This window comes from Caballeronia sp. LZ028 (assembly GCF_031451415.1).
In the GTDB taxonomy this organism is placed as follows: Bacteria; Pseudomonadota; Gammaproteobacteria; order Burkholderiales; family Burkholderiaceae; genus Caballeronia; species Caballeronia zhejiangensis.
The window spans coordinates 427,640-451,709 of the sequence record NZ_JARUXN010000004.1; the positions used below are offsets into that span (position 1 = coordinate 427,640).

General features: G+C 63.8%; 21 protein-coding genes. 12 read left to right on the plus strand and 9 right to left on the minus strand.

Annotated features, from left to right (window positions below):
• Positions 1–14: 14 nt before the first annotated feature.
• Together QCE58_RS24705 and QCE58_RS24710 are read right to left on the minus strand one after the other, a co-directional pair.
• A complete protein-coding gene (locus QCE58_RS24705; RefSeq protein WP_250521566.1) occupies positions 15–1,130 on the minus strand; it encodes a succinylglutamate desuccinylase/aspartoacylase family protein in 1,116 nt (371 codons plus the stop codon).
• 199 nt (positions 1,131–1,329) lie between these two features.
• The gene (locus QCE58_RS24710; protein ID WP_008353777.1) at positions 1,330–2,124 is read right to left on the minus strand and encodes an ABC transporter substrate-binding protein; all 795 of its coding nucleotides are present in this window, start codon (positions 2,122–2,124) and stop codon (positions 1,330–1,332) included.
• A gap of 374 nt (positions 2,125–2,498) precedes the next feature.
• On the opposite strand from QCE58_RS24710, the gene QCE58_RS24715 reads away from it, so the two are divergent.
• Both QCE58_RS24715 and QCE58_RS24720 read left to right on the plus strand, forming a co-directional pair.
• Positions 2,499–3,911, plus strand: a complete 1,413-nt coding sequence (locus QCE58_RS24715; RefSeq protein WP_250521567.1) for an MFS transporter — start codon at positions 2,499–2,501, stop codon at positions 3,909–3,911.
• Positions 3,912–3,997: 86 nt separating this feature from the next.
• Positions 3,998–4,894 (plus strand): ferritin-like domain-containing protein, encoded by an 897-nt coding sequence (locus QCE58_RS24720; RefSeq protein WP_250435573.1) that lies wholly within the window; start codon positions 3,998–4,000, stop codon positions 4,892–4,894.
• On the opposite strand, the gene QCE58_RS24725 is transcribed toward QCE58_RS24720, so the two are convergent.
• A complete protein-coding gene (locus tag QCE58_RS24725) occupies positions 4,884–5,618 on the minus strand; it encodes a TetR/AcrR family transcriptional regulator (RefSeq protein WP_008353774.1) in 735 nt (244 codons plus the stop codon). The two genes, QCE58_RS24720 and QCE58_RS24725, sit on opposite strands and share 11 nt — an antisense overlap.
• A gap of 163 nt (positions 5,619–5,781) precedes the next feature.
• Between QCE58_RS24725 and QCE58_RS24730 the strand changes: the two genes are divergently transcribed.
• The 3 genes from QCE58_RS24730 to QCE58_RS24740 are packed head-to-tail and all read left to right on the plus strand — an operon-like array spanning position 5,782 to position 10,602.
• Positions 5,782–6,963 (plus strand): isovaleryl-CoA dehydrogenase, encoded by a 1,182-nt coding sequence (locus QCE58_RS24730; protein ID WP_250521568.1) that lies wholly within the window; start codon positions 5,782–5,784, stop codon positions 6,961–6,963.
• Between the two features lie 10 nt (positions 6,964–6,973).
• Complete coding sequence (locus tag QCE58_RS24735) at positions 6,974–8,581, plus strand: carboxyl transferase domain-containing protein (protein ID WP_175979144.1); 1,608 nt, start codon at positions 6,974–6,976, stop codon at positions 8,579–8,581.
• A gap of 17 nt (positions 8,582–8,598) precedes the next feature.
• Positions 8,599–10,602: an acetyl/propionyl/methylcrotonyl-CoA carboxylase subunit alpha gene (locus tag QCE58_RS24740; protein WP_250521569.1), complete on the plus strand. Its 2,004-nt coding sequence runs from the start codon at positions 8,599–8,601 to the stop codon at positions 10,600–10,602.
• On the opposite strand, the gene QCE58_RS24745 is transcribed toward QCE58_RS24740, so the two are convergent.
• On the minus strand, positions 10,592–11,119 hold the full coding sequence (locus QCE58_RS24745) for an OmpA family protein (protein WP_167561848.1): 528 nt from the start codon (positions 11,117–11,119) through the stop codon (positions 10,592–10,594). The genes QCE58_RS24740 and QCE58_RS24745 overlap by 11 nt on opposite strands.
• A 174-nt stretch (positions 11,120–11,293) precedes the next feature.
• On the opposite strand from QCE58_RS24745, the gene QCE58_RS24750 reads away from it, so the two are divergent.
• Positions 11,294–12,382: an AI-2E family transporter gene (locus QCE58_RS24750; protein WP_033536337.1), complete on the plus strand. Its 1,089-nt coding sequence runs from the start codon at positions 11,294–11,296 to the stop codon at positions 12,380–12,382.
• A 48-nt stretch (positions 12,383–12,430) separates the two neighbouring features.
• Here QCE58_RS24750 and QCE58_RS24755 read toward each other — a convergent pair whose 3' ends face one another.
• The 3 genes from QCE58_RS24755 to pcaH form a co-directional block, all read right to left on the minus strand.
• Positions 12,431–12,736 (minus strand): DUF2288 domain-containing protein, encoded by a 306-nt coding sequence (locus QCE58_RS24755; protein WP_008353766.1) that lies wholly within the window; start codon positions 12,734–12,736, stop codon positions 12,431–12,433.
• Positions 12,737–12,823: 87 nt separating this feature from the next.
• The gene (pcaG, locus tag QCE58_RS24760; protein ID WP_008353765.1) at positions 12,824–13,432 is read right to left on the minus strand and encodes a protocatechuate 3,4-dioxygenase subunit alpha; all 609 of its coding nucleotides are present in this window, start codon (positions 13,430–13,432) and stop codon (positions 12,824–12,826) included.
• A gap of 6 nt (positions 13,433–13,438) precedes the next feature.
• Positions 13,439–14,140: a protocatechuate 3,4-dioxygenase subunit beta gene (gene pcaH / locus QCE58_RS24765; protein ID WP_033536333.1), complete on the minus strand. Its 702-nt coding sequence runs from the start codon at positions 14,138–14,140 to the stop codon at positions 13,439–13,441.
• A gap of 115 nt (positions 14,141–14,255) precedes the next feature.
• On the opposite strand from pcaH, the gene pcaQ reads away from it, so the two are divergent.
• The gene (pcaQ, locus tag QCE58_RS24770; RefSeq protein WP_034471860.1) at positions 14,256–15,194 is read left to right on the plus strand and encodes a pca operon transcription factor PcaQ; all 939 of its coding nucleotides are present in this window, start codon (positions 14,256–14,258) and stop codon (positions 15,192–15,194) included.
• A 53-nt stretch (positions 15,195–15,247) separates the two neighbouring features.
• On the plus strand, positions 15,248–15,766 hold the full coding sequence (locus tag QCE58_RS24775) for a response regulator transcription factor (RefSeq protein WP_235366236.1): 519 nt from the start codon (positions 15,248–15,250) through the stop codon (positions 15,764–15,766).
• Positions 15,767–15,773: 7 nt separating this feature from the next.
• Here QCE58_RS24775 and QCE58_RS24780 read toward each other — a convergent pair whose 3' ends face one another.
• Positions 15,774–16,487 (minus strand): 1-acyl-sn-glycerol-3-phosphate acyltransferase, encoded by a 714-nt coding sequence (locus QCE58_RS24780; RefSeq protein WP_008353761.1) that lies wholly within the window; start codon positions 16,485–16,487, stop codon positions 15,774–15,776.
• A 153-nt stretch (positions 16,488–16,640) separates the two neighbouring features.
• Here QCE58_RS24780 and pip point away from each other — a divergent pair, with 153 nt between their 5' ends.
• Positions 16,641–17,630, plus strand: coding sequence for a prolyl aminopeptidase (gene pip / locus QCE58_RS24785; RefSeq protein ID WP_008353760.1), 990 nt, complete (start codon positions 16,641–16,643; stop codon positions 17,628–17,630).
• Positions 17,631–17,642: 12 nt separating this feature from the next.
• On the opposite strand, the gene QCE58_RS24790 is transcribed toward pip, so the two are convergent.
• Entirely contained in the window at positions 17,643–18,863 is a 1,221-nt protein-coding gene (locus QCE58_RS24790; protein ID WP_144403698.1) for an EAL domain-containing protein, read from the minus strand.
• Between the two features lie 325 nt (positions 18,864–19,188).
• On the opposite strand from QCE58_RS24790, the gene QCE58_RS24795 reads away from it, so the two are divergent.
• The 3 genes from QCE58_RS24795 to QCE58_RS24805 all read left to right on the plus strand — a co-directional run bounded on the left by QCE58_RS24795 (position 19,189) and on the right by QCE58_RS24805 (position 24,066).
• Complete coding sequence (locus QCE58_RS24795; protein ID WP_008353757.1) at positions 19,189–19,611, plus strand: hypothetical protein; 423 nt, start codon at positions 19,189–19,191, stop codon at positions 19,609–19,611.
• Between the two features lie 656 nt (positions 19,612–20,267).
• The gene (locus QCE58_RS24800; protein WP_250458883.1) at positions 20,268–20,942 is read left to right on the plus strand and encodes an N-acyl amino acid synthase FeeM domain-containing protein; all 675 of its coding nucleotides are present in this window, start codon (positions 20,268–20,270) and stop codon (positions 20,940–20,942) included.
• Between the two features lie 154 nt (positions 20,943–21,096).
• Entirely contained in the window at positions 21,097–24,066 is a 2,970-nt protein-coding gene (locus QCE58_RS24805) for an EAL domain-containing protein (protein ID WP_309780484.1), read from the plus strand.
• The last annotated feature ends 4 nt before the right edge of the window (positions 24,067–24,070 follow it).

Here is a 24,070-nt window from a genome sequence, read left to right on the forward strand (position 1 = left end):
CCGCCGCGAAACGCTTACGCCGACAGCAGCGAGCCCGTGCGATAGGCCTTCGCGCCCGCAATGCGCGCCACTTCCAGCCCGGCCGTCGCGAAGCGCGTGATATGCCGTGCGTACATCACGCCGGAGGTCGTGCACTTGAGCGTGGTGACGACATCGGTGAGCGGATCGACGATATCGGCGATCGGCTCGCCCGCTTCGATGAACGCGCCCACTTGCGCGCGAAACACGAGCACGCCCGACGCCGGCGCGACGATCGGCTCCGCGCCCGCGAGCGGCGTCGCCGGATACGCGAGCGGCGGCTGCTCGGGCACGGGCGCGTCGATCACGCCGCGGTGGATCAGATAGTTGACGATGGCCTGCGCGTCTTTATCCGCGAGTTCGTAGGACACGTCGTGCTGGCTGCGCAGTTCGACCGTCACCGAAATGCCGCCATTCGGAATCGGGAAGCGCTCGCCGTAACGCTGGCGCAAATCCGACCAGCAGAAGCTGTGGATTTCGTCGAACGGATTGCCGACCGAATTCAGCGCGAGCAGCGACGCTCTTGCATCGAGATAGCGCGCGAGCGGCTCGACTTCGTCCCAGATGTCCGGATTGGTGTAGAGATGCAGCGCGGCGTCGAGATCGCAGTGCAGATCGAGCACGACATCGGCGTCGAAGGAAAGCTTTTGCAGCGCGAGGCGTTGCGATTCGAGCTCGGTGTGCGGCGTCTGCTCGTCGAGCGCTTCTTTCATCGCGGCGCGCACGGCGAGCTTGTTCGCGCCGGCGTCCTTGCCGAGGCGCGCTTCGATGCGCGGCGCGATCAGCGCGGCGAGATCGTGGAAATTGCGGTTGAAGTTGTGGCCGCTGTTGGTCTCGAAGCGGCCCATCAGCGTGCCGTGCAGATGTTGCGACAGGCCGATCGGATTCGGCACCGGCACGATGACGACTTCGCCGCGCAGCTTGCCCGCCGCTTCGAATTCGGTGAGCTGGCGGCGCAGACGCCATGCGACGAGCATGCCGGGCAGTTCGTCCGCGTGCAGCGACGACTGGACGTAGATTTTCTGGCCGCCGCCGGGGCCGTAGTGAAAACTCGTGATGTTGCGGGAAGTGCCGAGCGTCGGCGAGATCAGGGAATGAGTTCTGGTTTGCATGTTGGTCGCGCGCAGGCGAGTGCGCGGTCTTGCCTCGGAAAAGTGCTCCGCGCCGCGGCGTCTCCTTCCGTCGGCGCTGTCTCGAACGTTCGATCTTAGCGGAAATCGGCCGCCGAAACCGCTGTCCGAAAAGCAAACGGGCTCCGCGCCCTTGAGCGCGGAGCCCGTTCGTCAGCCGGTGTGGCTTGTGGCGAGCGGCTTAGCTGCCGTACACGTCGAAGTCGAAGTACTTCTTTTCGAGCTTCTTGTAGGTGCCGTCCTTGATGATGTCGGCGATAGCCTTGTCGATCTTCGCCTTCAGATCGGTGTCTTCCTTGCGCAGACCGATGCCCGCGCCGTTGCCGAGCGTCTTCGGATCGTCGATGTTTTGACCGGCGAAGTCGTAGCCCGCGCCGCGCGGCGTCTTCAGGAAGCCGATTTCAGCCTGCACCGCGTCTTGCAGCGCGGCGTCCAGGCGGCCCGAGATCAGATCGGCATAGACCTGGTCCTGGTTCTGGTACGGCGTGACCGTCACGCCCTTCGGCGCCCAGTAGGTCTTGGCGTAGGTTTCCTGGATCGTGCCCTGTTCGACGCCCACGTTCTTGCCCTTCAGGCTTTCGGCCGTCGGCAGGATGTTGCTGCCCTTTTTCGCGACGAGGCGCGTCGGCGTGTTGAAGAGCTTGCTCGAGAAGGCGATCTGCTCGGCGCGTTGCGGCGTCATCGACATCGAGGAAAGCACGCCGTCGAACTTCTTCGCCTTGAGCGCGGGAATCATGCCGTCGAAGTCGTTTTCCACCCACACGCACTTTGCCTTCAGGCGCGCGCAGATCTCATTGCCGAGATCGATGTCGAAACCGACCAGCTTGCCGTCGGAACCCTTCGACTCGAACGGGGGATAGCTTGCGTCGACGCCGAAACGGATCGTCGAATAGTCCTTCGCAAGCGCCGGCGTGACGGCGGTGAGCGACGTGGCGGCGAGGAGGGACATCGTCAGTGCCGCGAGCAGTTTCTTCACTGTTTTAACTCCAGAAGGTGGTCAGTTCAGCCCGGAAGGTCTCGTACCGGACGTCCGGCGCGTCGTTGGGCGCCAGAGCATGATATTCCGCGGATCGTGTCCGTTCAGAATCGGCAGAAGGTTACCAAGCCAAAATAGTTCGGGAGCTAGTAAAAGCCCGGATAGCGGGGCTTTAGAGCTTTTCTTCGTATCGGGGGCTGAGCGGATGGTTCTTCCGGAACCCCGGCAGTCCGATGGCGATCGGTGTGACGCACGAGGCGACGGGATTCAGCTTCCAGCTCATGTTACCCACCCGGTTAAAATTCGTCCCTCGTCCGACCGCGCCGCGCCAGCGATGCCGCGCGGCGCACCCCGCCTCATCAGGAGACACCCCGATGGCAACACCCCGCAGCGCACACGCACAGGCGCTTCCCGTCACCGCCGGCAGCATTTCCGCCCGGCTCGATCGCCTGCCCGCCACGCGCTCCGTCTGGACGCTCATCGTCCTTTTGAGCCTCGGTTTCTTCTTCGAGCTCTACGATCTGCTGTATTCCGGATACGTCGCACCGGGTCTCGTCAAAAGCGGCATTCTCACGCCGACGACCAGCGGACTTTTCGGCATGACGGGCGTCGCGAGCTTTATCGCGTCGCTGTTCGCGGGGCTTTTCATCGGCACGATCGCCTGCGGATTTCTCGCCGACCGCTTCGGACGGCGCGCGATCTTCACGTATTCGCTGCTCTGGTACACCGGCGCCAACCTCGTCATGGCGTTCCAGGACACGGCGACCGGCCTGAACGTCTGGCGCTTCGTCGCGGGCGTGGGCATCGGGGTGGAACTGGTGACGATCGGCACGTATATCTCCGAACTCGCGCCGAAACACATCCGCGGGCGCGCGTTCGCATGCGAGCAGGCGGTCGGTTTCATGGCGGTGCCGGTGGTCGCGTTTCTCGCCTATCTGCTCGTGCCGCGCGCGCCCTTCGGCATCGACGGCTGGCGCTGGGTCGTCATCATCGGCGCGCACGGGGCGCTCTTCGTCTGGTGGATTCGCCGCACGCTGCCCGAAAGCCCGCGCTGGCTCGCGCAGAAAGGACGCCTCGACGAAGCCGATCGCGTGATGCGCGCGCTCGAAGAGAAAGTCGCGCGCGAATACGGCAAGCCGCTGCCGCCGCCCGAACCCGCCGTCGAGACAGCGGAGCGGCGCGGCGCGTTCGCCGACATGTGGAAGCCGCCCTACGGCAAGCGCGCCGCGATGATGATCATCTTCAACATATTCCAGACCGTCGGTTTTTACGGCTTCGCCAACTGGGTGCCGACGCTGCTGGTCAAGCAGGGCATCACGGTGACGTCGAGCCTGATGTATTCGAGCATCATTGCGATCGCCGCGCCGGTCGGACCGATCATCGGGCTCGCCATTGCCGACAGGATCGAGCGCAAGACCGCGATCGTCGCGATGGCCGCGCTCAACATCGTCTGCGGGCTGGCCTTCAGCCAGTCGGGCAACCCGGCGTTTCTGATCGCGATGGGCGTCGGCCTCACGCTCTCCGCGAACATCATGTCGTACAGCTATCACGCGTATCAGACCGAACTCTTTCCGACGAGCATCCGCGCGCGCGCCGTCGGTTTCGTGTATTCGTGGAGCCGTTTCTCCGCGATTTTCACGTCGTTCATCATCGCGGGCGTGCTGAAGGGTTTCGGGACGACGGGCGTGTTCGTGTTCATCGCGTCGGCGATGCTGATCGTGATGGCCGCGATCGGTTTCATGGGCCCGCGAACGCGCGATCTCGCGCTGGAGAAAATCTCGCGATAGGCGAAAATGCGCGCATGATGCTGCGAGTCAGCGTCCTGTATGCCAAAATCCGCAGGACCTACCCATTCGGCGGCCAATATTCGAATATGTCCGACACGCTCAACCCGGTGGAAGCAGATCATGCGATGCGCAACTGGACGTACCGGTCGACGGGGAAGATTCCGATCGGTTCGGACCTGCACAAGCGCATGTTCTGCGAGATGTTGCTGACGACGCACAATCCGTACAAGCCGGCCGTCATCGACTGGCCGAAGCTCGATCCCGCGGCGTTGAAGCGCGTGACTTCGCTGCCGATCTGGGATATCGCGGTGCAGACGGAAGGGCGCGCGTCGATCCGCGTCGCGACCTACGCGGGCACCGTCGGCGATCCGCAATTGCGCGAAGCCTTGCGCATGAACGGCGGCGAGGAAGCGCGGCACAAGCTGGTGCTGTCGAAGCTCGTCGAGGCATATGGCATCGAGCTCGCGCCCGAACCGCCGTATCCCGCTCCCGACGATGCATTGCGCGCGTGGATGCTCACGGGTTACAGCGAGTGCATCGACAGTTTCTTCGCGTTCGGCCTATTCGAGGCGGCGCGACAATCGGGTTATTTTCCCGAGGAACTCGTCGAAACCTTCGAGCCGGTGATTCAGGAAGAGGCGCGGCACATCCTGTTTTTCGCGAACTGGGTCGCGTGGTATCGGCGGAGTCTGCCTTGGTATCGCAAGCCGTGGTTCCTGGTCAAGACCGCGAGCGTGTGGATTTCGCTGATTCGCGACCGCATCTCGCTCGCGCGCGGCTTCGACAAGAGCGGCGCGGCGCAGGATGCGAACTTTCCGGCGAATGTCGGCGATTCGGTCGCGGGCGATGTATCGGTTCGCTCGCTGATCGAACTGTGTCTCGCCGAAAATGATCGCCGCATGGGCGGTTACGACGCGCGCCTGCTGCGTCCTACGACCGTGCCGAAACTCGCGCGGCTCGCGCTGCGCTTCGTCAAGAAGTAGGTTTCTCGCGCGCGGCGCTCGCTTCGAAGCGCCGCGACGCTTCCTCGACGTCCTGCCGGAACTGCGCGAGCGCCGCCAGTTGCGCGTTCGGCGGCTGCAGCGCCGCCCACAATACTTCCACCAATTCGTTCGCCGTCGTCTCGATCTGAGTCTGACTCAGGCGGCGCTTCGCGAGCGTCGCGTCCCACAGGACGTGCTCCATCGGCCCGAAAACGAGCGAGCGCAACAGACGCAACGGCATGTCGGCGCGCACGTGGCCGAGCGCCTGGCCGCGCGCGAGCACGTCCATCAGCGGCGCGGTGTAGCGGCGTTGCAGCTCGGTCAGCGTGTCGGAGAGATCGTGCTGCTTCGTGCGGCCTTCCGACAGCACGAGCGCGCACAACCCGGTGCCGTTCATCAGCATCAGCCGCATGTGCGTTCTGACGATGAACGCGAACTGCTGCCGCACGGAGCCGTCCCGCGGGAGGCCGCTCTCGAACGCATCGATGATTTCGTCGTACCAATCCGCGATGACGCGCGCGCACAACTCGCGCTTGCCGCTGAAATAGCTGAACACCGTCGCTTCCGAAATGCCCGCGCGCTGCGCGATCTCGGCGCTCGTCGCGGCGTCGTAGCCTTTCTCGGCGAAGACGTCGCGCCCCGCCTGCAGGATGTCCTTCACGCGCTGCTGCGATTTGACGCCGGCGGGCGCGCGGCGGCCGGTGGCGGTGGTTTGCGTCGACATTGGCGGGAAACGTGGGGAAATAAATGTGAGCGTAGCTCAAAAATCTATTGACGGCTAGGCGATTTGAGCGTGAAATTGCCCCATTCCGTGGTTTGTGGTCCTGTGTGAGTGAGGCTCATATTTCAGGACGCACCGAAAACATCGCATCTGGAGGAGACGACCCATGAGCAACGTACCCGGCCTGAATTTCGCGTTGGGCGAAGACATCGACATGTTGCGCGACTCGCTCGCCAATTTCGCAGCGAAGGAAATCGCGCCGCGCGCGGGCGAGATCGATCACAGCGATCAGTTCCCGATGGACCTCTGGAAGAAATTAGGCGATCTCGGCGTGCTCGGCATGACGGTCTCCGAGGAATACGGCGGCGCGAACATGGGCTATACGGCGCACATGGTCGCGATGGAAGAGATTTCGCGGGCGTCGGCGTCGGTCGGGTTGTCGTACGGCGCGCATTCGAATCTGTGCGTGAACCAGATTCATCGCAATGGCACCGAGGCGCAAAAGCGCAAGTATCTGCCGAAGCTCGTGTCCGGCGAGCATATCGGCGCGCTTGCGATGAGCGAGCCGAACGCCGGTTCCGACGTCGTCAGCATGAAGCTGCGCGCCGAGGAAAAGGGCGATCACTACGTGCTCAACGGCACCAAGATGTGGATCACCAACGGGCCGGATTGCGACACGCTCGTCGTGTACGCGAAGACGGACATCGAAGCCGGTCCGCGCGGCATCACGGCGTTCATCGTCGAGAAGGGCATGAAAGGCTTTTCGGTTGCGCAGAAGCTCGACAAGCTCGGCATGCGCGGCTCGCATACCGGCGAACTCGTGTTCGAGAACGTCGAAGTGCCGAAGGAGAACATTCTCGGTCAACTGAACGGCGGCACGAAAGTGCTGATGAGCGGCCTCGACTACGAGCGCGCGGTGCTCGCGGGCGGGCCGACCGGCATCATGCTCGCGTGCATGGACGCGGTCGTGCCGTATATCCACGATCGCAAGCAGTTCGGTCAGGCGATCGGCGAATTCCAGCTCATTCAGGGGAAGGTCGCGGACATGTACTCGACGCTGCAAGCGTGCCGCGCGTATCTTTACGCCGTCGGCCGTCAGCTCGATACGCTCGGCTCGGACCATGTGCGGCAAGTGCGCAAGGACTGCGCGGGCGTCATTCTCTACACCGCCGAAAAAGCGACGTGGATGGCGGGCGAAGCGATTCAGGTGCTCGGGGGCAACGGCTACATCAACGAATATCCGGTCGGCCGTCTGTGGCGCGATGCGAAGCTCTATGAAATCGGCGCGGGCACGAGCGAAATCCGCCGCATGCTGATCGGCCGCGAACTGTTCGCCGAGACGGCTTGAGGCGCGCGTCATGACGATCATCGAATCGAAACTGAATCCGCGCGGCGAGGAATTCCGCACGAACGCGGCGGCGCTCGAAGCGCTCGTCGCGGACCTCAAAGAGAAGATCGCGAAGATCGCGGAAGGCGGCGGCGCGGCCGCGCGCGACAAGCACGTATCGCGCAACAAGCTGCTGCCGCGCGATCGCATCGCGCAACTGCTCGATCCGGGCACGCCGTTTCTCGAACTGTCGCAGCTCGCGGCGTACGGTATGTACAACGATGACGCGCCCGGCGCGGGCATCATCACCGGCATCGGGCGCATTGCGGGGCAGGAGTGCGTCGTCGTGTGCAACGACGCGACGGTCAAGGGCGGCACGTACTATCCCGTCACCGTGAAGAAGCATTTGCGCGCGCAGGAAATAGCGGAGCAGAACCGCCTGCCGTGCGTGTATCTCGTCGATTCGGGCGGCGCGAATCTGCCGAATCAGGACGACGTGTTTCCCGATCGCGATCACTTCGGCCGCATCTTCTACAACCAGGCGAACATGTCGGCGCAAGGCATCGCGCAGATCGCCGTGGTGATGGGCTCGTGCACGGCGGGCGGCGCGTACGTGCCCGCGATGAGCGATGAATCGATCATCGTCAAGAATCAAGGCACGATCTTTCTCGGCGGTCCGCCGTTGGTGAAAGCCGCGACGGGCGAAGAAGTCAGCGCCGAAGATCTCGGCGGCGGCGATGTCCATACGCGTCTGTCCGGCGTCGCCGATCATCTCGCGCAGAACGACGCGCATGCGCTCGGCATCGCGCGCAGCATCGTCGGCAATCTGAATCGCGTGAAGACGCCGACGCTCGCATTGAAAGAACCGCTGCCGCCGCGCTATGACCCGCAAAGCGTCTACGGCGTGATTCCCGTCGATACGCGCAAGCCTTTCGACGTGCGTGAAGTGATCGCGCGCATCGTCGACGATTCCGCTTTCGACGAATTCAAGGCGCGCTACGGCACGACGCTCGTCTGCGGTTTCGCGCATATCTGGGGGCATCCGGTCGGCATCGTCGCGAACAATGGCATTCTCTTCAGCGAATCCGCCTTGAAGGGCGCGCATTTCATCGAACTGTGCGCGCAACGCAAGATTCCCCTCGTGTTCCTGCAGAACATCACGGGCTTCATGGTCGGCCGCAAGTACGAGAACGAAGGCATCGCGCGCAACGGCGCCAAGATGGTGACGGCGGTCGCGACCGCCAAGGTGCCGAAGTTCACGGTGATCATCGGCGGCTCGTTCGGCGCGGGCAATTACGGCATGTGCGGCCGCGCGTATTCGCCGCGCTTTCTGTGGATGTGGCCGAACGCGCGCATCTCGGTGATGGGCGGCGAGCAGGCCGCGTCCGTGCTCGCGACGGTGCGGCGCGACGGCATCGAGAAGAAGGGCGGCACGTGGTCGAAGGAGGACGAGGAAGCGTTCAAGGCGCCGATCCGCGATCAATACGAAGTGCAAGGGCATCCGTATTACGCGAGCGCGCGTCTGTGGGACGACGGCGTGATCGATCCCGCGCAGACCCGCGACGTTCTGGGCCTCGGATTGGCCGCGACGATGAACGCACCTATCGAAGAAACACGCTTCGGCGTGTTCCGCATGTGACCTCGGGATGTAACGCCATGTTCAACAAAATACTCATAGCGAACCGCGGCGAGATCGCATGCCGCGTCGCGGCGACGGCGAAGCGCCTGAACGTCGGCAGCGTCGCGGTGTATTCGGACGCCGATGCCAAAGCGAAACACGTCGATGTCTGCGATGAAGCGGTGCATGTCGGCGGATCGGCGGCGTCGGAGAGTTATCTGCGCATCGAGCGCATCGTCGATGCAGCGAAGAAAACCGGCGCGCAAGCAATTCATCCGGGCTACGGATTTCTTTCGGAAAACGAAGCATTCGCGAACGCGTGCGAAAAAGCCGGACTCGTGTTCATCGGACCGCCCGTCGAGGCGATCAGCGCGATGGGTTCGAAAGCCGCCGCGAAAGCGCTGATGCAATCCGCATCGGTGCCGCTCGTGCCCGGCTATCACGGCGACGATCAGGATCCGTCGCTGCTTCAGCGCGAAGCGGATCGCATCGGTTATCCGGTGCTGCTGAAAGCGAGCGCGGGCGGCGGCGGCAAGGGCATGCGCGTCGTCGAGAGAAGCGAGGATTTCGCGGCGGCGCTCGCGTCGTGCAAGCGCGAGGCGGCGTCGAGCTTCGGCAACGATCGCGTGTTGATCGAGAAGTATCTGCTGCGTCCCCGTCACGTCGAAGTGCAGGTTTTCGCGGACAAGCACGGCAACGCGGTCTATCTATTCGATCGCGATTGCTCCGTGCAGCGGCGCCATCAGAAAGTATTGGAAGAAGCGCCCGCGCCCGGCCTCAACGACGAAACCCGTCGCGCGATGGGCGAAGCTGCGGTCGCGGCGGCGCGCGCCGTGAATTACGTCGGCGCGGGCACGGTCGAATTCATCATGACGCAGGACGGCCAGTTCTACTTCATGGAGATGAACACGCGCCTGCAGGTCGAGCATCCGGTGACAGAGATGGTCACGGGCCTCGATCTCGTCGAGTGGCAACTGCGCGTGGCGGCGGGCGAGCCGCTGCCGTTGAAGCAAAACGAGCTGAAGGTGCATGGCCACGCGATCGAGGCGCGCATCTACGCGGAGAATCCGTCGCGCGGCTTTCTGCCGTCGACGGGCACGCTCAAGCACGTGCGCATGCCGCACGCGGTTGAGTTTTCGATCGATGGCGACGTGCGCGTCGATAGCGGCGTGCGTCAGGGCGATGCCATCACGCCGTTCTACGATCCGATGATCGCGAAGCTGATCGTGCATGGGCGCGACCGTCGCGACGCGCTCGCCCGCATGGCGCGCGGGCTGGCGGAATGCGAGATCGTCGGCTTGTCGACGAACGTCGAGTTCCTGCAGCGCATCGTGAAGAGCGAGCCGTTCGCGTCGGCTGATCTCGATACGGGCCTGATCGAGCGTCATCACGATGCGCTCTTCGCGCCGACGCACGTCTCGCGCAAGAAGGGGCTCGCGCTCGCATGCGCCGCGCTGCTCACGCGCGAGGGCGGCGAGGCGCACGGACATTCGCCGTGGGATGCGCTGTCGCACTGGCGCATGGCGGGCGGCTACAGCCAGGATTTGAACTGGCGCGCGCTCGATACCGACGAAACGCTCAAGGTCGTGTTCACGAAGAACGGCGAGAAGCGCCTGCGTCTCGACGATGCCAGCGCGCGCTTCGACTGGTCGCATAGCGGCGAGACATCGTTCGCGGTGCAACTCGACGATGCGCTGATCAAAGGCCACGTCTTCACCGACGGCGACGTCTTCCACGTCTTCCACGAAGGCGCGGCGTTCCAGTTCGAATGGCAGAACCTGATGGCGCACGCGGGCGATGCCGAGCACGAAGGCCGTCTCACCGCGCCGATGCCCGGCAAGGTGATCGCGGTGCTCGTGGAAACGGGCGCATCCGTGACGAAGGGCGCGCCGCTGATGGTGATGGAAGCGATGAAGATGGAGCACACGATCGTGGCTCCGGCGACGGGCAAGATCGGCGAGATTCTGTTCGAGGTCGGCGATCAGGTCGCCGACGGCTCGCAATTGCTCGTGCTGGAAGTCGAGCAGGCCGCTAGCGCTTGACCTTGGCGGGCGCGCCGAGCAGCGTCTCTTCGCTCTCGGCGCGCACGAGAATTTCCACGCGGCGATTCAGTGCGCGCCCTTCACGGGTGTCGTTCGTCGCGATGGGCCGCAGATACGCCATGCCCTTCGTCGTGATGCGTTCGGCGGGCACGCCGCGCGCGATCAACGCCTGCGCGACGGCATCGGCGCGCGCCGCCGACAGTGCGCGGTTATAGGCGAGCGAGCCTTCGTTGTCGGTATGGCCTTCGATCAGCACGGGCCGCATGCTGCGCTTCAACACTTGCGCCGCGCGATCGAGCATCGGCGAATCGCTGCGGCGAAGCGTCGATTCATCGGTATCGAAGAGCGGCGTGTTCGGCAAGCGCATCTCCACGCCTCCCTTGACCGGCAACATCGTGATGCCGTATTGCGCGTTCAACCGGTCTTCCTTCGACCGATTGAGCCCGCTTGAACATCCGGCGAGCAGCGCGAGCGACACACATGCGCCCACCGTTGCGCGCGAAGCCATTGCCTTCATTGCATAGTCCTGCATCGAAATCGAGTCTCGATTATAGGGAGCGCGAAAGGTGCCTTCTGTAAATAACGTTGCCTGACTGCGCGCATCGAGTGGAATGATTCGTGCGTGATTACAATGCTGGCGAGCTTTCATGTTTCGCCGGTCATCGATCTCACGAACAGAGCCTCATCATCCATGCCGATCCAGCCGCGCAACGACCCGACCCCGGACTCATCCGAGCGCACGCGAAAGATGCAGCGCACCGCTTCCGCCGCGCTCTATGCCGTGCTCGTTCTGGTCGCGCTCTATACGGCGCGTACCTTCATTCCGGCGGTCGTCTGGGCGAGCGTGATCGCGATTGCGCTGTGGCCGGCTTTCGGCTGGCTCGAACGCCGGCCCATGTTCAGACGGCATCACAACGTGCTTGCTGTCGGGCTGACCGCGGCCATCGGCCTGCTTTTCGTCGTGCCGTTTTTCATCGTCGCGGCGCAGACGGTGAGCGAAGCGCGCGACATGCTCCACTGGTTCCACGAAGTGCTGCGCACCGGCCTTCCGATGCCCGCGTTCATCGAGCATCTGCCGATGGGTTCGCAACAAGTCGCGCGCTGGTGGCAGGAGAATCTCGCGACGCCGCTCGAAGCATCGCCCGCAGTGAAGAACCTGCATAGCGCGACGGTCGTCGCGATGACGCGGCACTTCGGCGGGCGCGTCGTGCATGGTTTCGTCATCTTCGGCTTCATGCTGATGACGCTCTTCTTCGTGTTTCTCGCGGGTTCGAAGCTCGGCGAGCAACTGCTCGCGGGTTCGCGCCGCGCGTTCGGCCCGGATGGCGCCGCGATCGTTCGCCGGATGGCCGAATCGGTGCGCAGCACGGTCGTGGGGCTCGTGGTCGTCGGCTTGGGGGAGGGCGCGCTGCTCGGCGTCGCCTATGCGGTGACGGGCGTGCCCCATGCGACGCTGCTGGGCATGCTGACGGCCGTCGCGGCGATGCTGCCGTTCTGCGCGCCGATCGTCTTTCTCGGCTCGGCGCTATGGCTGCTCGCGCAAGGCTCGACCATCGCGGCGGCGTGCGTCGCCGTGTTCGGGCTGATCGTGGTGTTCGTGGCGGAGCACTTCGTGCGGCCGGTGCTGATCGGCGGATCGGCGCGGCTGCCGTTTCTGCTCGTGCTGTTCGGCATTCTCGGCGGCGCGGAGACGTTCGGGCTGATCGGCCTTTTCATCGGTCCGGCGCTGATGACGATTCTCGTCGTGCTGTGGACGGATTACGTCGACAACCGCAGTTAGCGCTTCAGCGCCTACTGCGGTGTCGCGAGGCAGCGCGACTGCATCCGTTCACCCGCGTTCCTGGACGCACACCCACGGCGACAGCACCACCGCCCACAGTTGCGGATCGCGCGCGGCGACATCGGCGGCGGTCTCGGCCTGCATGCGTTCGACGAGTCCTGCCGAAAGCCATTGCGTGACCTGCTGCTTGTCGTCGTTGGCGATGGCTTCCGCGACGCTTACGAGATCGAGATCGCCCTTCACCCAGATGAGCTTGCCTTGCGCGAAAAAGCGCTCCAGCTCGGACCAGCCGATCTGGGCGGTTTCGGCGAGAAGCTTGACGTAGAGCGGGCTGGGCGTGGGAGCGTCGGACATGGAAAGAGTGCGGAGAAAAACGAAAGGCGTCCGACACTATAGCGCAGTGCCGGACGCCCTCGTTTCAAACGACTGCTGCGAGAAACTTTACAGATCGAAGAAAACCGTCTCGTTCGGGCCGCGCAGATGGATGTCGAAGCGATAGATCGTGCCCGACGAACCCGGCTTGGCCGACGCGCCCGCTTCGCGCTTCGCGACAAGCGTATGACGGCGCTCCGCCGGCACGCTCTGCAGCACGGTGTCCTTCGCGTTGGCTTCGGTTTCGTCCTCGAAGTAGATGCGCGTGTAGGTGTGCAGCAGCATGCCGCGCATCAGCACGATGACATCGAGGTGCGGCGCGGAATCGTCGGCGGTTGCGCCCGGCTTCACCGTATCGAAGATGAAGCGCAGCTTCGGATCCGTGCCCGTGCCGCAGCGCGCGAAACCGCGAAAGCCCGACTCCCGCGCTTCCTGCGCGCTCTGCACGTAGCGGCCGTTCGCATCGGCCTGGGCGATTTCGATCAGCGCGTCGTTGACGGGCTTGCCTTCCGCGTCGAACACGTTGCCGACGACGGCGATATGCTCGCCCGGCACTTCACGATCCGCCGCCGATGCGGTGAAGAGGCTCTTCAGATCGAAGTTGTACTGCTCGGGAACGAGGCCGTAAGCGAAGTACGGTCCGACGGTCTGCGAAGGGGTCTGTTTCAGCGTGGTCATGTTCGGTTACTCCGTCGGCGTTTGGTCCGGGCCGCGCAGCACGATGTCGAATTCGTAGCCAAGCGCGTAGTTTTCCTGCGTCGTGTCGATCGAAAAGGCCGAAACCAGACGCTTGCGAGCGTGCTCGGGAATGCCTTGGTAGATCGGATCGAGATCGAGCAGCGGATCGCCGGGGAAATACATCTGCGTGACGAGGCGCGAGCCGAAATATTCGCCGAAGAGCGAGAAGTGGATGTGCTGCGGACGCCACGCGTTCGGGTGGTTGCCCCACGGATACGCGCCCGGCTTGATCGTCATGAAGCGATAGCGGCCTTCGTCGTCGGTCAGGCAGCGGCCCGCGCCGAGGAAGTTCGGATCGAGCGGCGCATCGTGCTGGTCCGCCTTGTGCACGTAGCGGCCGGCGGCGTTCGCCTGCCACACTTCCACGAGCGTGTTGCGCACCGGACGGCCGCCTTCGTCGAGCACACGGCCCGTCACGATGATCCGCTCGCCGAGCGGTTCGCCGTTTTTCGCGGCGTTACGGGTGAGGTCGTTGTCGAGCACGCCCAAGTCTTCAGCACCGTAGACCGGCACGCGGCGGTTGCGCAGATTTTCCTTCAGCGGAATGAGCGGCAAACCGGGGCTGCGCAGGACCGACGACCGGTAACCCGGCGACAGATACGCGGGATGGGATTCCCAGTCACGCGGTGTGAGGATGGGGGAGGTCATGTCGACTGTCTCCTGTATTTGTGGAAGTTGAATAGGATGTTTCTGACGGCTACTTTATAGAACGACACAAGTTATGGAAAATGATGTTTCGTGCCATCTTGCATAACGGATCGTCATGGATACCGATTTCACCAACACCCGCGTCAAGTTCCGGCATCTCCAGTGTTTTCTGGCCGTCACGCAACTCGGCAGCGTGCAGCGCGCCGCCGATAGTCTGTCGATCACGCAGCCCGCCGTTTCCAAAACGATCGGCGAGCTCGAATCCATTCTAGGCGTGCGGCTGTTCGAGCGTGGGCGGCGCGGCGCGGTGCCTACGCGCGAGGGCCGGCTCTTCGCGCCGCACGCGAGCGCGTGCGTGGCGTCGCTGCGCGAGGGCGTCGACATGCTTCTGCGGGAACGTGGCGACGTGCCGGGATCCATTTCGATAGGCGTTCTGCCGACGGTCGCGCCGGTGCTGCTTTCGCCCGCGCTGACATCGTTCCGGCAGCAGTGGCCGGCGGTGTCGCTGTCCGTCTGGACCGATTCCAACGCGCTCTTGCTGGAAAAGCTGAAGGCGGGCGACGTCGATCTCGTCGTCGGACGCTTGTCCGAGCCGGAAGCGATGCACGGGCTGTCCTTCGAGCAGATTTATCGCGAGCCGCTCGCGGTGGTCGTGCGCCGCGAGCATCCGCTGACGCTCGAAACGCCGCTCACGCCCGCGCTGCTCGCGCGCTTCGTGATCGTCGTGCCGCCTTTCGGCACGCTGATCCGTCAATCGGCGGAAAGCGTGCTGACCGCGTTCGGCGCGCACGCGCTGACGGCGCTCGTCGAAACGTTGTCGGTGTCGCTTGGGCGCGCGCTCGCGATGAACAACGACGCCGTGTGGTTCGTGCCGGCCGGCGCGGTCGAGCAGGACATCGGCCTCGGACTGCTCGCCGCGCTGCCGATGCCCTTCGCGGGCACCGACGAGCCCATCGGCCTGATCCGCCGCAACGACGCCGCGCGCACGCCGGTGGAAGAGGCGCTCGTCGACGCACTGCGCGACGCCGGCCGCTCGCGCGCCGGGAGCAAATGACCGCCGACGCCGGGCGGCGCGCAAGTTGCTGAAGCAGCATTTACCGCGCAGATTTGGCGCGAAAGAAATACTATGACAAAAAGCTGCAGATAAGCGGTGACGGCAACCATCGGCCTTGGCGGCAGTCACTACCGATGTTGCCGGCAGCCTTTGTCCTGCACCTCCCGCCGCACAAACGCGCCGCACTCGAACAAGTTCGCAAGATGAAGACTGTACTGCTCGTCGACGACGACCCCGCCACCATCGAAGCCTGGACCCTCTCTATGCAAGGCGAGGATTGCAATGTCTTATGCGCGTTCGACGGCAACAAGGCGTTGTCGATACTCGGCGAACAGAGCGTGGACATCGTCGTATCGGACTGGATGATGCCGGGCTTGGGCGGCGCGCTGCTCTGCCAGACGATGAAGAACGACGCGTCGCTCGCGCACATTCCTTTCCTGATGATTTCGGGGCATCCGAACCCGCCGGCGTTCGTCAGCTACGACGGCTATTTGCGCAAGCCCGTCGACGTGGGGACGCTGATCGCCGCGGTGAACCGCTTGTGCGCCGCAAAGAAACGTCCGCCGTATTGAGCGCCGTCTAGCGCAACACGGCGAGCGCATCGTCCATTTGCGACTGCGCGAGGCGGTTCAATTCCTGCGGAATCTGGCAGTCGAGCGGCAGGCAGGGCGTGACGATCACGCGGATATGCCCGCCGCGATCCGGCCACCCTTTCGCCGGCCAGACCTTGCCCGCGTCGTGGACGACAGGTACGACCGGCACCTTCGTCGCGCACGCGAGACGCACGCCGCCCGACGCCAGCTTGAGCGGCGCATCGTGCGCGACGCGCGTGCCTTCCGGAAAGATCACGACGGAATCGCCCTTTTTGAGCCGCGCGGCGCATTCGCGCGTCACGGCCGTATGCGCCTGACGGATCGAGCCGCGGTCGAGGCTCACCATGTCGAGCCCGCGCAGCACCCAGCCGAAAAACGGAATGTTCATGAGTTCGTGCTTGAACACGAAGCTGATGCGTCGCGGAAAGAGCGCCATGAACGAAAGCGTTTCCCACGTCGATTCGTGACGCGACAGGATGATGCACGGCCCGTCGGGCAGATGCTCCAGACCTTCGATCGAGCACGTCACGCCGGTGATGACGCGCATCATCACGACCATCGCGCGGCACCAGAGCTTCGCGAGCCGGTAACGTCCGTTGCGGCCGACGAACGGAAAGAGCGGCAGGATCAGAATCGACCAGACGATGCCGCTGCCCAGCAGATAGGTTGCAAAGAGCCACTTGACGAGGGTGCGTCGCATCGGGATTCGTGAATGACTGTGGGATGAACGGCGGGAATCCGCAAGCATAGCGTATCGGGTGAAACGCCCCGGATCGGCGTTTCGCGTCATGCGGCGTCATCGAAGCGATGCAACAATGGACCCCGACAAAACACACAGCAAGGAAACAGCGCAATGGAAAATCAGACGCCGGTGCAGTTCGACGAAGGCATGCTCGACGTGGGCGACGGTCATTCGATCTACTGGCGCGCGCAGGGCCCGCGCGACGCGCCGGTGATGCTCGTCGTGCACGGCGGCCCCGGCGGCGCGATGAACGTCAAATGGGCCGAGGTGCTGGAGCAGGACAAATGGCGCGTCGTGTTCTTCGATCAGCGCGGCTGCGGCAAGTCCACGCCGTTCGGCAAGCTGGAAGCGAACGGCATCGATGCGCTCGTCGGCGATATGGAAAAGCTGCGCGTCGCGTTACAGATCGAGCAATGGGCGATCTTCGGCGGCTCGTGGGGCACGACGCTCGGGCTCGCGTATGGCGTCGCGCATCCCGAGCGCTGCACGGGCTTTCTGCTGCGCGGCATCTTTCTCGCGCGGCGCGAGGACATCGACTGGTTTCTATGGGACGTGCGGCGCGTGTTTCCGGAAGCGCATCGCGCGTTCCTCGATGCCATCGAGGCGGCGTGCGGCCAGCGTCCCGCGAACGGGCAGGACATTTTGCGGATGACCGAAGCGCCGCTCGCGCGCTTCGACGAAGCCGGCACGCGGCTCGCGCGCGCGTGGACGCAGTACGAGACGACGCTTTCCGTCGTCAACAAGCCCGAGAAGGAACCGGCCGAGGAAGAGAAACGTCCGAGCGCGGAAGCGAACGCGGCGGCGATCTCGATGGCGTTGCTCGAACGGCACTACATGGCGAACGAACTGCCGCCGATCCCGCTCTTGCCGCTCATCGCGCGAATTGCGCATCTGCCTTGCCGGATCGTGCATGGCCGCTTCGACATGGTGTGTCCGGCCGATCAGGCGCTCGACCTCGCGGCTCACTGGCCGGGCGCGGAACTGACCGTCGTGAATGCGGCGGGACACTGGACTTTCGAGCCCGGCAATGTCGCGGCGCTGCGCGCGGGCGCGGCGGCGCTGGCCGATGCGATCGCGCGGACGAAGCGCGCGACCGCCTGAGACGCTGAAGAGTCAGAGAATCGCGGGCGCCGCTTCGCTCAGGCGACGCCAGTCGAGATCGACGCCAATCACGACCGGTTTGGCGTTGCGCTGCGTCGCGATCGTCAGCGTCACACATAGCGACGTGCCCGTCACCGAGAGATACGGCGTGCTCGCGACGACCTGCTGCGGCTTCGCGTGCGCATCGACGAAATACGGACGATTGTCCCAGCGGCCCGTCGACGGATCGGCGATCGGCGCGAACCGCGCGGTCGGCGATCTCGCGGCCGCGCCCGCCAGGCCGGGCATGAACTCGCGGCCGCCCTGATCGAGGAAAAAGCAACTCAGCGTGCACGGCTGCGCGAGCAGGTCGGCGCAAGAGGCTTCGGCCGTCGCGCCCGACGCGAAACGCCGCGCCGCCTGCGTGAGTCCCGCGCGATAGGGCAGCAGAAGCAGATCGCCCGCGAGGCGCTCGGTGCGGCGCATCTGCGCGAGCGTGTCGAACACGTCTTCGAAAAGCGGCGTGACCGCGCCGCGCTCGGCGAGCCGCACCGACGGCATGCCGAGCAGATAGCCCTGGACGAAATCGACGTTCGAGCGCGCCGCCAGCATCAGATCCTTGTGCGTCTCGATGCCTTCGGCGACCACGAACATGCCCGACTCGTGCAGCAGATCGACGAGCTTCGGCAGCAACGCGTCGCGCATGTGAGCGCTTTTCGCCCGCACGAGACTGCGATCGAGCTTGACGATGTCCGGCCGCAGCGTCAGCAGCCGGTCGATGTTGGAATGCCCCGCACCGAAATCGTCGACCGCGACGAGAAAGCCTTGAGCGCGAAAGGAACGCGTCGCGCGCGCGATTTCCGCGACGTCCGTGCCGCCGGATTCGAGCACTTCGATCACCAGTTGCTCGGGCGCGAGACCGGATGCGCGCGTGGCCGCCGCGAGCCGCGCGGCATAGCCGGGATCGGTGAAGGTCGCCGGATTGATGTTGACGAAGAGCCAGTGCGCGGCGGGCAGCATCGGCGCCGCGTTGCGCAGATGCGTGAGATGGCTCATGCGGTCGAGCTCGGTCAGCTTGCCCGCGACGATCGCGCGCGCGAAGAGATCGAACGGTCCGACTAGCGCGCGGTCTTCGGCTTCGCCGCGCAACAGCGCCTCGTAGCCCACCTCGCGCTGGTGCGGCAGGCTGTAGATCGGTTGCAGATGCGTGCGCAGCGTGATGCCGTCGACGATCTCCGTATGTCCGGTCAGCACGTTCAGGGACGCTGTCGCGGCGGCCGCACGGCGGTGCCCGGAGACGGCATGCGGGAAGCGAGCGCCGGCGGACGAACGCACAAAGGAGCAGTCAGGTCGATGAACGGCACGGCAGTCACGCGTTTCGGTGGGGATGAGCGCAATATCGGCTGGTCGCGTGCAAACTTGAGCGCGATCCGTCCATGCGTCGAGCGGGCTTTGTCGTCTCCGGTTTGCCGCCGACGCCCGCGCGACCTATCTTTGTTGGTGCGATGCTACGATCCGCGTGCAACTTAAGCCGGGCCGTGCCCGTCGAAAGTCGCAACGAACCCCTTGAGAGAGATAGATGGCGCAACAGAAAACCAACCCCAAACTCGAGCAGGCGCTGACGCGCGGCGATCTCGCGATCCGCCAGGCCAACTCGGGCCGCGCCACCGCGGTGCTGCGCGCGCTCGGCAAGATGATCGTCGAGGCGTCGGCGACGATCGGCGTCGAGGCGCACGTCGTCATCCACGACGGCGACAAGATCTACGATCCGGCCGACGGCGTCTGGCCGCAGCAATTGCTCGTGTCGCTCGACGGTCCGGTCGAGGATAACGATCCGGACGAAATCCGCACCATCACGCTGCTCGCCGACACGCCCGCGACGATTTTCCGCTGCGAGTGGCAACGCGCCGACGGCAATATCGGGCGGCAGGAAGGCCGTCCGCTCGCGATGGTCGCGTTCATTACCGACGTGGATATCCCCTGGCTAGACGAAGAGGACTGATTTTTTAATTCGCTTCAGCGCGTTTCATACTGCCGACACGATTATGTCGTGATAGAGCGGGCGTCCTTTCGGAAGGGCGCCCGCTTTTTTTCGTCCTCCTCGATCGCCTTTCGGCAATCCCAAACTTTGCATATTTTTGGTTTCGCAGAATCTGCGAAGAAAAATGTAAGCAAACGTTACCGAACCCCTTTTATTAAATGTTTTCCAGCGTTTACGCGATGCTCCGCGACTGTTCGCCGAACGCTATTCTCCTGAATGCCTCTCGCGTTGGCCGGTGGCTGCTTACCCTCGTTCTTTCACCCTCATCGGGCGCGCATATACCTTCCTGGCATATGCATATTTCGGTTTGCGGCTGCGGCCGACGATTGGCTTATTCGCCGATTAGAAGCTTTCTTCCACTGAATTAGCCCAAAAGTTGCTGAGAAACAGCGGCAAGCGCGCACCCCCTTTTTCGACTTCGTGAGAGGCTCGACCCGCCCGTGTAAGGAACCCTCCAATAAACGTCCTCAACACGCGGCACCTTTCCAATCGCCAAGAAAAAATGGGGTTTACAAATGGAACGTCTGAACCTTGCCAACAATGCCGCCGCTAACCAGACCGAATCGGCGGTACGCCCGACTCTCACGGTCGTCCCCGCGCTTCAGAAAACGGAGCGCATGCCGTTTACTATCCGTATCGTCGAAGACGATGGCGGACTGCAGAAAGCCGTGAGCATCAGACGTTCGGCCTACGGGCGGCATCTGCCCGAATTCGCCGAAAAGATGACGATCGAGCCGTCGGACCGCGATCGCGGCACGGCGGTGCTTCTCGCGGAATCGAAACTCGACGGCGCACCGCTCGGGACGATGCGTATTCAGACCAATGCGTACGGCCCGCTCGCCGTCGAGCAGTCGGTGCGTCTGCCGGATCATCTGGCGACGAGCCGCCTCGCGGAAGCGACGCGTCTCGGCGTCGCGGGCGGCATGGTGGGGCGGGTGGTGAAAGTGGCGCTGTGCAAGGCGCTCTGGATGTTCTGCGAACTGCACGGGATCGATTACATGGTGATCACGGCGCGCACGCCGCTGGATCGGGAGTATGAGGCGATGCTCTTCAAGGATGTTTTCGGCGTCAACGAATTCCTGCCGATGTCGCATGTCGGCGGGCTGCCGCATCGCGTGCTCGCGAAGGACGTCGCAGCGGCGCGCCAGCGCTGGGAAGAAGCCCGTCATCCGCTCTTCAATTACATGGTGAACACGCATCACCCGGACATCGATTTGCATTCTGTAGATTTATCTTTTGACTGGGAACCGGTACGATGCCCAGACGCTCCGTTGATGGCTTACGGCAGGTAAAAGAAACGGACGATCGTATTTAGGACGGTAATAGCGAATAACCGGACCACGAGCGGTCCGGTTGGCCAAAAGCGGCGGCGCGCGGGGCTTCGGCCTCCGCCGCTGTCTGCGCCGGCGCATTTCGCGCTGGGCGCAAACGGGGGTTTTTCCAAGAATGGCGTCGGTTATTCCAGCTTCCTTATCGAGATTCAGACGCACGGGCTCGTGGATCGACGACGCGCTGTACGCGGTCGCCGTTTACGCCGTGCCTTTTCTGATTTTGCTCGGTACGATCGCCACGCTCTATTTCCTTCCGCGTCAATACGAAACGCGCGGCGCGGTTCCGCTCCAACTGCGCGTCGTCGCCGATAAAGCCGCGATCATGAATCCCGGCGACGCGCTCGTGGCGCTTCGAGGCGTCACGCCGGTATCGCGCTACAGCACGCGTCTTTCGGAAAAGCCGGTCTGGTTCAGTTTCACCACGCCAAGCATGAGCGCGCATTCATCGACGGTCGTCGAATTGCCGTCGCGTCACGCGCAAACGCTTGCCTGCTGGAACGCGGACACGCTTGCGCCGCTCGGCGAGGCGAGCCGCGAATCCGTCAGCGGCCAGATGCGCGCGGTTAAAGCCGGTTTCTCGATTCACGTCGGGCGATTGAAAGAACCGGAAAACATTCTCTGCCGGGGCACATTTTCCGGACCCGCGCAAATCAACGCATTTACATGGGAATGGCAAGGCCTCCGTAATTCGGCGCTCGATTTTCAGGAAAGCTCCGGATTGATCGCCGGCGGTTTGCTGACGCTCGCGGTATTCGTCTTCGTGACGGCGCTCATCAATCACGAATGGACCTATGTGATTTTCGCGGTATGGCTCGTCGGCAATCTGCGCCTCTGCGCAAATGCGATGGGCTGGGACATGCAATGGCTCGGCCGCGTATTGCCGACCGAATACATTCAGCCATTGCGGCAAATCACCTTCGCGGCCTATTACCTGTTGACGGCCGCGCTCTTTCAACAGCTTTTCCGGCGCGAGTTGCGCGTGGTCGGTTATCGCTGGCTGCTGCGCGTCATTCAGTACGTCGGCATTGTGCTGCTCGCCGCCGCGATCGCGTTGCCGTATGAGCTTTTCATTCCGACGCTCTGGGTCATCGCGGGTTTCGGCATATGCGTGCTGTTGTTCTTCCTCGCGCGGCTCGTGTGGATGGCGCGTTCGCGCACCGTGCTGTGGTATGTCGCGTCGCTCGCGATCGTGCTTTTCTCCACGTTCTCCGAAGTGCTCGGCGCGGCCTTCGGGCTGAAGGTGCTCGTCGGCGGCTTCAATACGGTGATGGCCGCGCTGTCGTCGAGCATGATGGCGGCGTTCGCGATCGCCGAGCAGATGCGCGCGGAACGCGATTTCCGCCGCCAGGCGCAGATGGAACTGCGCAACACCTACGAAGTCACGCCGATCGGCCTCTTCACGCTCGATTCCGACGGTCACTTCGTGCGCGCCAATCCGGCGTTGCGCGCGATGCTCGATCTGCAAAAGGCCGACTACAAGGTGCGGCACTGGAACGACTACTTCGAAGCCGGCGCGTGGGGCGCGCTGCAGGCGCTCGCGTCGAAGGGCAGCGACGGCGAACTCGAAATGGGCGGCTCGCCCGAACGCGGCACCGCCGAGCGCCGCTATCTGTTGAAGGCAATCCGCTCGAACGGCTGGATCGAAGGCTCGCTGCAGGACACGACCGAACGGTCGAAGGCCGTCGAGCGCCTGCGCTTTCTCGCCGAGCACGATTCGCTGACGGGCTCGCTCAACCGGCGCGGCGTCGAGAAGGCGATTGCCGCGCAAAGCGAAGAGACGCTGCCGTGGGCACTGGCCTATGTCGATCTCGACCGCTTCAAGCTCGTCAATGATCTCTTCGGCCATCGCAGCGGCGACGAAGTGCTGCGCCAGGTCGCGGCCCGCACGCGCGCGCACTTCGCGCGCAGTTATCCGGTCGGACGCATCGGCGGCGACGAGTTCGTCTGCGTGATGCACGACACGTCGATCGAAGACGCCATCGCGCAATGCCGCGAACTCATCTCCATTTTGTCGGATGCGCCGTATCAGGTCGGCAATCGCGCGTTTCAGGTGAAGGCGTCGATCGGTCTCGTCGAATGCTCGCAGGGCGTGCGCGTGCAGGACGCGCTTTCACACGCGGATCGCGCGTGCCGGGAAGCGAAAAAGGTCGCGCACACGCATCTCGTCACGTACCGCAAGGGCGCGGCGGCGTTCGAGGAGCGCGCGGAGGAACTGAAGCTCGTCGAGACGCTCGGGCGCAATCGCCTGCCGCCGGGACTTTTCCTCGTGATGCAGCCGATCATGTCGCTCACCAAGCCGACCGAATCGCTCAACTTCGAAGTGCTGCTGCGCATGCGCGCGCCCGATGGCGCAACGCTGCCTGCAGGCAAGGTGATCGTCGCGGCGGAGGAATCGGGCAACATTGCGGCGATCGATCGCTGGGTCATCTCGACGCTGCTGGACTGGATCGAAGCGCATCGGCATCAGCTCGGCAACACGCAGTTCATTTGCGTGAATCTTTCAGGCGGTTCGCTGAACGACGAGCAGTTCATGGAGGATATCTTCGCGCTCTTCGCGCGGCATCAGTCGATCGTGCATTACCTGTGCCTCGAAATCACGGAAAGCGTCGCGCTGCACGATCTGGAGAACACGCAGCGTTTCATCGCGCGCGTGCACGACATGGGCGGCAAGATCGCGCTCGACGACTTCGGCGCCGGCTACACGTCGTTCAAATATCTGAAGGCGCTATCCGCCGATGCGCTCAAGATCGACGGCGAATTCGTGCGCTCGATGTGCGCGCATCCGGCCGATATCGCCATCGTCGAGGCGATCGTCGCGCTGGCGCGCAATCTCGGCATGCGCAGCGTCGCGGAGTGGGTCGAGGACATCGATACCTTGCGCGCGCTGCAGGAGATCGGCGTGGACTATGTGCAGGGTTTCCTCGTCGCGCGGCCGCAGGACAGCTCGGCGATTCTCGCGGCGAGCTCGGCTGCGAGCTTCGTCAAGGATCCGGAAGTCATCGGTTTCGTCGAAAGCCTGTCGGAGCCGGTGCAGGCGACCGTCTTCGACTACGAATGGCACGCGCGCGCCTCGGGCACGCACTGAGCGG

Bases quoted from the DNA above. Each gene is read 5' to 3' on its own strand.
- QCE58_RS24720 (WP_250435573.1), top strand. From the start codon at position 3,998: ATGTCCGACACGCTCAACCCGGTGGAAGCAGATCATGCGATGCGCAAC.
- pcaH (WP_033536333.1), bottom strand. From the start codon at position 14,140: ATGACCTCCCCCATCCTCACACCGCGTGACTGGGAATCCCATCCCGCG.
- pcaG (WP_008353765.1), bottom strand. From the start codon at position 13,432: ATGACCACGCTGAAACAGACCCCTTCGCAGACCGTCGGACCGTACTTC.
- QCE58_RS24750 (WP_033536337.1), top strand. From the start codon at position 11,294: ATGCCGATCCAGCCGCGCAACGACCCGACCCCGGACTCATCCGAGCGC.
- QCE58_RS24745 (WP_167561848.1), bottom strand. From the start codon at position 11,119: ATGAAGGCAATGGCTTCGCGCGCAACGGTGGGCGCATGTGTGTCGCTC.
- QCE58_RS24805 (WP_309780484.1), top strand. From the start codon at position 21,097: ATGGCGTCGGTTATTCCAGCTTCCTTATCGAGATTCAGACGCACGGGC.
- QCE58_RS24740 (WP_250521569.1), top strand. From the start codon at position 8,599: ATGTTCAACAAAATACTCATAGCGAACCGCGGCGAGATCGCATGCCGC.
- QCE58_RS24705 (WP_250521566.1), bottom strand. From the start codon at position 1,130: ATGCAAACCAGAACTCATTCCCTGATCTCGCCGACGCTCGGCACTTCC.
- QCE58_RS24755 (WP_008353766.1), bottom strand. From the start codon at position 12,736: ATGTCCGACGCTCCCACGCCCAGCCCGCTCTACGTCAAGCTTCTCGCC.
- QCE58_RS24725 (WP_008353774.1), bottom strand. From the start codon at position 5,618: ATGTCGACGCAAACCACCGCCACCGGCCGCCGCGCGCCCGCCGGCGTC.
- pcaQ (WP_034471860.1), top strand. From the start codon at position 14,256: ATGGATACCGATTTCACCAACACCCGCGTCAAGTTCCGGCATCTCCAG.
- QCE58_RS24795 (WP_008353757.1), top strand. From the start codon at position 19,189: ATGGCGCAACAGAAAACCAACCCCAAACTCGAGCAGGCGCTGACGCGC.
- QCE58_RS24715 (WP_250521567.1), top strand. From the start codon at position 2,499: ATGGCAACACCCCGCAGCGCACACGCACAGGCGCTTCCCGTCACCGCC.
- pip (WP_008353760.1), top strand. From the start codon at position 16,641: ATGGAAAATCAGACGCCGGTGCAGTTCGACGAAGGCATGCTCGACGTG.
- QCE58_RS24800 (WP_250458883.1), top strand. From the start codon at position 20,268: ATGCCGTTTACTATCCGTATCGTCGAAGACGATGGCGGACTGCAGAAA.
- QCE58_RS24780 (WP_008353761.1), bottom strand. From the start codon at position 16,487: ATGCGACGCACCCTCGTCAAGTGGCTCTTTGCAACCTATCTGCTGGGC.
- QCE58_RS24730 (WP_250521568.1), top strand. From the start codon at position 5,782: ATGAGCAACGTACCCGGCCTGAATTTCGCGTTGGGCGAAGACATCGAC.
- QCE58_RS24735 (WP_175979144.1), top strand. From the start codon at position 6,974: ATGACGATCATCGAATCGAAACTGAATCCGCGCGGCGAGGAATTCCGC.